The following is an 8,272-nucleotide window of genomic DNA, read 5'->3' as shown; positions in this document are numbered from 1 at the left end:
GCATTAGTCACGATAGGATTTCCCAACTGTTTGCCTTGAAGGGATGGGTTTTCTTCAATCATTTTTTTGCGCCATGCTACTCTTAATTCTGGCTTTCCTGCGGGTGGTGCATATTCGTAGATATCTTTTGGTGCATAGGAAGATAATGTATCTTGAATAACTTTTAAGTGCATCGGCTCGTTATTCTCCAAAGCAATTCCTATGGTAGTGTTATATTTTGTAGCTTTTATTTTCGCCTCAGCAGATTGACTCAATATACCTTCTTTTGGAAAATAAATCTGTTTGCCCAAATTTGAAAGCATAGCAAATACATATGGATTTTCACGCTGAATGGTTTCGTTTAACTGCTTAGCCAGTGAATGCATAGTGTTCTTCCTTTCAATCTTTTATTTCCCAATTATTATACCATTTTCATCGTTGTGGCCTGGTGCAAAAAACTTCAAGTCACTTGCAAGTTTTTGCACCAGGGCCTAAAAACTTATTTATTCTCTGTCAAATAGAGCTGCCCCTGAAATTCCGGGGTTTGTCATTTCATAAGGATTTAAAATAAGATCAAGTTCTTCATCTGTTAATACATCATATTGCAAGCATAACTCACGTACTGATTTACCTTTTAAAATAGCTTCCCGTGCGATCCGAGCCGCCACTTCATATCCGATATGCGGGTTAACAGCCGTAATAATACCTACGCTTTTTTCTACGTATTCTTTTAAACGTTCTTCGTTTGCTTCAATTCCCTTTAAGCAATGGTCTGTAAATGCACGGAATGCATTATTCATAATACTGATGGATTGAAGCAAATTAAATACGAGAACTGGTTCCATAACATTCAATTCCAGCTGTCCTGCTTCCGATGCAAGGCAAATAGTATGATTTTCCGATTACTTGGAACGCCACCTGATTAATGACCTCAGCCATTACAGGATTGACTTTCCCAGGCATAATGGATGATCCTGGCTGACGGGCAGGCAATGTAATCTCACCAAGTCCAGCGCGGGGACCGGAAGCCATCAATCGCAAGTCATTGGCGATTTTTGACATGTTCATCATGCATACTTTTAGTGCAGCTGATACTTCCGTATAAGCATCCGTGTTTTGTGTCGCATCCACAAGATGCTCTGCTCCCACAAGCAAAAAGCCACTGATATCGGCAAGATGCTCAACTACGCTTTCAATGTAGCGAGGGTCCGCATTCAAGCCGGTTCCCACCGCTGTCGCGCCCATATTCACCTCATATAAATGCTGTCGTGATTGTTTAATGCGCTTTATATCGCGGGCAAGCACGCGGGCATACGCTGCGAACTCTTGGCCTAAACGGATCGGTACAGCGTCCTGCAGATGCGTACGGCCCATTTTGATGACATGGTCAAATTCCTTTGCTTTTTGTTCAAATACGCCATGCATATATTCTATTGTGCCTAATAATTTTTCTAACATATTCAATGTTGCAATGTGAATCGCAGTCGGAAAAGCATCATTTGTAGACTGTGACATGTTCACATGACTGTTTGGACTGATATGAAAGTAGTCTCCTCTTTCTTTTCCGATCAATTCAAGCGCGCGGTTGGCAATGACCTCATTCGCATTCATGTTCATCGATGTTCCTGCGCCGCCTTGAATTGGATCAACAATGAAATGATCGTGCCATTTGCCGTCGATGATTTCTTGAGCAGCCTCCACAATTGCCTTGCCTGTCCCTTCGTACAGACGCTTTGTTTCCATATTGGCAAGAGCGGCCGCTTTCTTGACGATGGCTAAAGCCTTAATGAGCTCTTCATGAATGGTATACCCTGTAATAGGAAAGTTCTCAACAGCGCGTAATGTTTGAATGCCGTAATAAGCATCCGCCGGCACCTCTTTTTCTCCTAAGAAATCCTTTTCAATCCGTACGTTTTGTTTTTTCCTTACTTCTATATTTATCATCATATTTTTCTCCCTTTTTACATGTTAGTTTGATTTACGCTACTTTAGATTGCTTAAGGGAAGCTGTATAACGATCTGCTTGTTCTTTATCATATTGGCCTTCCCATTTTGACATGACAATTGCAGCCAATGCGTTACCTACTACGTTAACAGCTGTCCGAAGCATATCTAAAATACGGTCAATGCCAGCGATGAACGCCATACCTTCGAGAGGAAGTCCCATCGACCCAAGTGTCGTTAACACTACTACAAAAGAGGCTCCAGATACTCCAGCCATTCCCTTGGATGTCAGCATGAGCACAAGTAGGAGTGTAATTTGCTCCGGTATGGATAAATGAATCCCATACATTTGTGCAATGAAAAGTGAAGCAATTGCCTGATAAATGCTTGAACCGTCAAGGTTGAACGTATAACCGGTCGGAATAACAAAAGAGGTAATCGCTTTTGGGCAACCAAGTTTTTCCATCTTATCCATCAATCTCGGCAATACAGATTCAGAGCTTGCTGTTGTGAATGCTAACAACAATTCATCTTTCAAAACTTTAATAAGGACAAGTACACTGGTACCGGCCATTTTCGCAATAATGCCTAATACAACAAATACGAAGAAGAACATGGTTACATATACTGCAATTACTAACTTTCCTAGAGGAATCAATGAAGCGACTCCAAATTTTGCCACATTGACGCCTATTAATGCAAATACACCAAATGGGGCAAACTTCATGACAAGATTTGTCATCCAAAACATCGCTTCCAACACACCATCAAAGAATTTCAAGATTGGCTTTCCTTTTTCTCCAATCGTTGCAACTCCTATACCGAATAAAACGGAGAAAAAGATGATTGCTAACAAGTCTCCTTCTGCCAATGACTGGACGATGTTACTTGGTACAATATGAACAATTTTATCTACAAAACCCGCACTTTCAGCTGTTTTAGTTGTTGCTTCATACTTAGATATATCACTTTTTTCAAGACTACTCATTTCGATGCCAGTGCCTGGTTGGAATATATTTGCAGCTAGCAGACCAACAGCAATTGCAATCGTGGTAACAATTTCAAAATAAAGAATTGTTTTTCCACCTAGCTGTCCTAGCTTTTTTATATCACCTACGCCCGCTATCGATACTACAAGAGCTGCTACAACAATCGGTATAACAATCATCTTGATTAACCGAATGAAAATGTCACCAATTGGCTGAAGAACAGCCATCGCTGTTTCATTACCATAGAAAACGGCCCCCGCTAGAATACCTAATGCGAGTCCGATAAAAATTTGTGTTCCCAATCCAAATTTTTTCATATTGAAACCCCTTTCATTTTTTCGTTCTTGATTCACTATGCACTCCTCTATTCTTATAGATAATAATTGAAGAATGATGAGTCCTTACCCTTTCATACATTGAATGATTCGACTGTCATCATGATAAGAAAAACTTTGTTTATACCTCCTCCTTTTAGAAGTGATAATTCCTCAAAATAATGGATGAACTTCCAAATAACTTACCTTATTAAAACTTTTTTATAATTGCCCTAAAGCTAATCACCTCAATATGATTGTTAGTGACCAAAATTATAAAATTTTCAGAATTCATCCCTTATTAGTGTTAATTATAAATTCTTTGTAACCAGTTGAGTTATAGAAGAAAGCTATATCTAAATAGAAGATATCTATAGAATTCACATACCTATCAACTCCAGAACAAAAACAAACCGATTGATATATCAATCGGTTTGTTTTTGTTTACACATCTTATCTTTTAGGAAATCAATGAAAACAGATTTTGGTCTGCCTTTTAAATAGATAAAATCAATACTAATATTAATTTTCACTGGAGGTGCCATTTCCACTCGGATCAATTCTCCATTTTCTAATTCTTGTTTGACACAATGTTCAGGCAAGAAACTAATGCCCATCCCTTGTATCACTAAATTTTTTGCTGATTCCATATTATCTACTTCTAAAGATATGGTCGGGTTTACATCATTACTTGAAAACAGCCGATGAATCATGAGCCAATCCATGGATCCATAATCAAAAAAGATAAGGGGTTGTTTACTCACATCTTCTATTGTTACTTTTTCTTCTTTTAAAAATATATGATTTCGAGGCACAAAAAGGCCAATAGGGTCATTATAAAGACGAATTGATTCTACTTGAGGATGTGTTTCTGTTCGTACGATGCCAAAGTCAACTTCTTTATTAATAACCTTCTGTAAGATGTCTTGCGAATGACCCGTTACAATTTTTACTCTAACATCCTTAAATTCAGATTTGAAACCAGGTAAAATTTCAGGAAGAATATTATTAGATATTGATAAGGCACTCCCAATTACCAAGTCATATGGGATTGCTACTTGTTGCAACCCATACTTTGCTTCCTGATAAGACTGCAAAATTTTTTGTGCATGTGGAAAAAAATACTCTCCTTTTTCAGTTAAGGAAATCTTATTGCCATTTCGATGAAAAAGCTTTATATTAATTTCACGTTCAAGTGATTGAATACGTGCTGTTACAGAAGGTTGGGCTAAATAAAGAGCTTCGGCGGCTTTATTGAAACTACCCAGTTGACAAACATATATAAAAGCTTCAATATTTTCAATATTCATGTCTAAACGCTCCTTACTTTAGCTCTCTATTATCATTTACTATAACATGTACCCGTAGATCGTATGCATCAAACATTCATAAAATAAGAATGCGACAATTCTGCCGCATTCCCAACTTCTAAATTACACCTTTATTATTTCTTTCTCTGTTCCATTAGCTATTTTAATAACCATTTTAGCTACAATTTCTGTTGGATCAATAACGCAAATGTTTTCGGATGATTTCAATACAAGGGGAACCTCTGTGCAACCTGCTATGATAGCCTCAGCTCCGCTCTCTTTCAATTTATCAGCAACCGTTGAAAGATATAAACATCCTGTTTCTAAATTTCCACCTTTAATAGCATATATTCCTTCCATCACTTTTTCTTGCATTTCTTTATCAGGCTCAATGACATCAATCCCGTAATTTTGACAACTGTTTTGGTATAGTTCCGTCTGAATCGTCCCATCCGTAGCTAACAAACCCACTTTTCTAAAATTGTTTTCTTGCACAAAACGAGCTGTTTCTAAAGGCATATGCAGGATCGGAATACTAACAGACCTTTTAGCTGCTTCATAGAAAAAATGAGCGGTATTACACGCAATAACAAGAAACTCCGCACCAGCGTCTTGCAATCGCTGCGCTGATTGTACAATGTATGGAGTCGGATCTATTCCCTTGCCCAGAATAGCCGTTGTCCGATCAGGTATTTGAGAATAGTTGTCTGCAATGATATGGATATGATCTTGATCCTTCATTGCAGGTGTATAAGAAATAATTTTATTCATTAAATCAACAGTTGCCAAAGGCCCCATGCCACCAATAATTCCAACAACTTTTTGCATTTTGTTCACCACTTTTAAAAATATTTTGAAAGCCCAATCTTAATAAAATTCCTAGTATTTCTGTAAATGCATTTTTGAACTGATTGACTTAATTATAAATTCCTTTTTAAGCGATGAGTTATAGAAAGGATCTATACAACAATAGAAACTATGTATTGATAACTAGTGCATAAGGGGATTTTGATATCGAAGCTTACCATCCAACAAGTGATGAGCAGGTATATGTGCTGGTTGATAACTGGTATACGAGTAGAAAGCTTATCGGTGACTCATCATTTTATTATTCCTAAATCCCCCAAAGACAATAGTGGTAATAAAAAAGCGTATATAAATGTAATCGGTGAAGGGGGAAGTATTTTTGAAACTGTTCGGAAACTTCCTACCAAAGCAGGAAAAGTTCCAAGTTATATGAACTTGAAAGTTCTTGTAATTGGTGAAAATGCGGCCAAATCTTTTGACATGAGCCTCATCTTAAATTATTTTTTACGGAATCCAGAATCAAGAAGAACAATCAAAGTGTTTATTGCCAAAGGGAAAGCAACAGACGTATTTGAAACCGAACCATATCTATTAGAAGATCCAGCTATTAATCTCATGGAACAAACAGACAATTTAGGACAAACCCTTCAAATGGCTCCCAAACTGACGTTAGGCGATATATCTGAGGAATTAACCTCGCATAACAGCTTTATTGTTCCAAGATTAGCTAAATCTAAAAAGGACGTGAAAACGTCTGGATCTGCGGTTATTAGTGGAACAAGCAATAAGATGGTGGGGTGGTTAGCAGAGGACGAAATGGAAGGCTGGAACTGGTTGACTGGTAAAGGAAAAGGTGGAATTGTTAAAGCTAAAGATGAGGTGACGAATGCTCCTATTGTATATGAGGTTCTTAACATGAAAAGCAAAATTATACCCTATGTCAAAGACGAGAAGGTCTCGTTTACTGTAGAAATTGAGACAGAAGGAAATTTGCGGGAAGATTGGGTAATTACCGGAAACTCGTTTGATGAAAGCTTCATCAAAAAAGCCGAGTATGTGACAGAAAAAGAAATCCTATACCTAGCTAAGAAAACCATGACTAAAACACAGAAAGATTTCAAACTAGATGTAATAGGATTTGGAAAAAAGTTAAATATCTATTATCCCGATGTATGGAGTAAGTACAAAAAAGACTGGGATAAAAAATTTAGCAAGATACCAGTCGAAATTAAGGTAAAAGTACAAATTCGTGAATTTGGAGAAAAAGGAAGAAAAAAATAAATCCAATAAAATTAACCGGATTCTGATCAGAATCCGGTCACTACTTCCTACTCATATCCCCCTAAAAGTTCACAAAAAGTGTGGATTCTCCTCATTACAAGATTTTTTTGCTACCATTTATTTTATACAAAACATATGTTTATTATAATTTGTTTTTTTATGCTTTTATTATAATGATATTCAACAAAAAAACGGACATTTCTGTGACTTTCTTTTTTATTTAACGTAATTTCTTTAAAATTAAATGTCGTTGTCTAATAAATTAGAAATAGGGTGTTTTTGCCCATCCCCTCGAAAAGGTGGATTAAGGGATTTTCCGAAAAACAAATCCCCGTTAAATAGAGAATGGGCGCTTCCTTATTCAAGAAAAGCGCCCTTCGTATTATAAGGTCAATGAGTTTTGTCCATAAAAATGGTATCGACAATCTTATTAATGTGAACTTCTGCTGTATTTAATGAATGAATATTTAAATCTTCATTTTTGATTAACATAGGGAGTTCTGTGCAACCTAATATGATCGCTTGTATACCGTCTCTATCTGTCATTTGTTCAATGATATTTAAAAAACCTTTTTTTGTTTCGTTGTTCACGATGCCATTTTCTAATTCTTCAACAATTTTTCTATGAATGTATTCCTGTTCCGATTGATTCGGTACTACCATCTCTATGTTATGAGAAATAAATGGTTTTTTGAAAAAATCATTTTCCATCGTAAACTTAGTTCCTATAAGACCAATCTTTTCTAAGCTCAATTCTTGTGCTTTTAAATATGTTTCTTCTACAATGCTTATCATAGGTACTTGGACTTTTTCTTGAACTCGTTCAAAAACAATATGTGGTGTGTTTCCAGTGAACACCACAAAATCAGCCCCAACACTTTCTAATTTTTGAACAGCATCAGTTAAGTAATTAATTAACTCTTGTGTCTGTCCATTCATAAGCAAATTAAACATCTTGTACATATTAATGCTGTTAATAAAGAGTTCTGGTAAATCTTCTTTGCTTCCAATCTTTTCTTGAAATTTAGAAATTATTGATTGGTAATAATCTACTGTTGATTCTGGTCCCGTACCTCCAACAATTCCAACCTTTTTCATCTTATCAGTCCCTTATCAGATATTTTCCATTTTATTTATCAAGAGCCGCAATAACCTCAATCTCAACTAATGCATTTTTGGGTAGCTTCTCAACAGCAACAGCCGTTCTCGCAGGATAAGGAGAACAAAAAAATTCTTTATATTTGTGGGCGTAAAACCACGATACCTTTAGGTTCGTGGATGTAAGCCCACGGTTTTCATTCTTGTTCTTGCATGTATTTTTGAATCGTTTCTTTGCTGACATTTCCAATGGAACAAGCGAAACATCCGTCACTCCAAAAGGTTCGTTCCTTCCAAAAATGTTTGGAAAGATACGTTTCATGTTGTTTCCAAATGTGAAACGTAGTCATTTGCTTGCGTAGTCTTACGATTTCAAGAATACTCATCTTAGGTTCATAATGAATAAGCAAATGGATATGATCCTTATCTACTTCTATTTCGACTATTCTAAAATAGTATCTATTGGCTATATCGTGCATGAGTTGTTTCACATCATTTCCAAGTTGAATCAACAACTTTTTTCGATACCTCGACAAAGTTAAAAAGGCTT

6 protein-coding genes and 3 pseudogenes are annotated in these 8,272 nt (G+C 36.5%); 1 reads left to right on the top strand and 8 read right to left on the bottom strand.

What is annotated here, in order from left to right; genetic code table 11:
* The 5 genes and pseudogenes from H540_RS0120770 to cuyB form a co-directional block, all read right to left on the bottom strand.
* Window positions 1-365 (bottom strand): annotated as a pseudogene (locus tag H540_RS0120770) (aminotransferase class I/II-fold pyridoxal phosphate-dependent enzyme); the annotation flags it as partial.
* A 117-nt stretch (window positions 366-482) separates the two neighbouring features.
* Window positions 483-1,923 (bottom strand): annotated as a pseudogene (gene aspA, locus H540_RS30465) (aspartate ammonia-lyase).
* 34 nt (window positions 1,924-1,957) lie between these two features.
* Complete coding sequence (locus H540_RS0120760) at window positions 1,958-3,229, bottom strand: cation:dicarboxylate symporter family transporter (RefSeq protein WP_028402224.1); 1,272 nt, start codon at window positions 3,227-3,229, stop codon at window positions 1,958-1,960.
* A gap of 422 nt (window positions 3,230-3,651) precedes the next feature.
* Entirely contained in the window at window positions 3,652-4,536 is an 885-nt protein-coding gene (locus tag H540_RS0120755; RefSeq protein WP_028402223.1) for a LysR family transcriptional regulator, read from the bottom strand.
* A gap of 123 nt (window positions 4,537-4,659) precedes the next feature.
* On the bottom strand, window positions 4,660-5,364 hold the full coding sequence (cuyB, locus tag H540_RS0120750) for a cysteate racemase (RefSeq protein WP_028402222.1): 705 nt from the start codon (window positions 5,362-5,364) through the stop codon (window positions 4,660-4,662).
* 264 nt (window positions 5,365-5,628) lie between these two features.
* On the opposite strand from cuyB, the gene H540_RS30460 reads away from it, so the two are divergent.
* Complete coding sequence (locus H540_RS30460) at window positions 5,629-6,624, top strand: Ger(x)C family spore germination protein (RefSeq protein ID WP_162144547.1); 996 nt, start codon at window positions 5,629-5,631, stop codon at window positions 6,622-6,624.
* A 390-nt stretch (window positions 6,625-7,014) separates the two neighbouring features.
* Here the strand turns inward: H540_RS30460 and H540_RS0120740 are convergent, their stop codons facing one another.
* The 3 genes and pseudogenes from H540_RS0120740 to tnpA form a co-directional block, all read right to left on the bottom strand.
* Window positions 7,015-7,722, bottom strand: coding sequence for an aspartate/glutamate racemase family protein (locus H540_RS0120740; protein ID WP_028402221.1), 708 nt, complete (start codon window positions 7,720-7,722; stop codon window positions 7,015-7,017).
* Window positions 7,723-7,753: 31 nt separating this feature from the next.
* Window positions 7,754-7,864, bottom strand: a pseudogene (locus H540_RS32445) (RidA family protein); the annotation flags it as partial.
* Window positions 7,865-7,919: 55 nt separating this feature from the next.
* The coding region (tnpA, locus tag H540_RS0120735; protein WP_028402220.1) for an IS200/IS605 family transposase at window positions 7,920-8,272 on the bottom strand (353 nt) is incomplete at its 5' end.

This window comes from Ectobacillus panaciterrae DSM 19096 (genome assembly GCF_000430785.1).
Classification (GTDB): domain Bacteria; phylum Bacillota; class Bacilli; order Bacillales; family Bacillaceae_G; genus Ectobacillus; species Ectobacillus panaciterrae.
Note: the sequence above shows the minus strand (reverse complement) of the source record. Positions and strands in the feature narration are given on the sequence as shown.

Coding starts and splice junctions, on each gene's coding strand:
- H540_RS0120760 (WP_028402224.1), bottom strand. CDS start 3,229: ATGAAAAAATTTGGATTGGGAACACAAATTTTTATCGGACTCGCATTA.
- H540_RS0120755 (WP_028402223.1), bottom strand. CDS start 4,536: ATGAATATTGAAAATATTGAAGCTTTTATATATGTTTGTCAACTGGGT.
- cuyB (WP_028402222.1), bottom strand. CDS start 5,364: ATGCAAAAAGTTGTTGGAATTATTGGTGGCATGGGGCCTTTGGCAACT.
- H540_RS0120740 (WP_028402221.1), bottom strand. CDS start 7,722: ATGAAAAAGGTTGGAATTGTTGGAGGTACGGGACCAGAATCAACAGTA.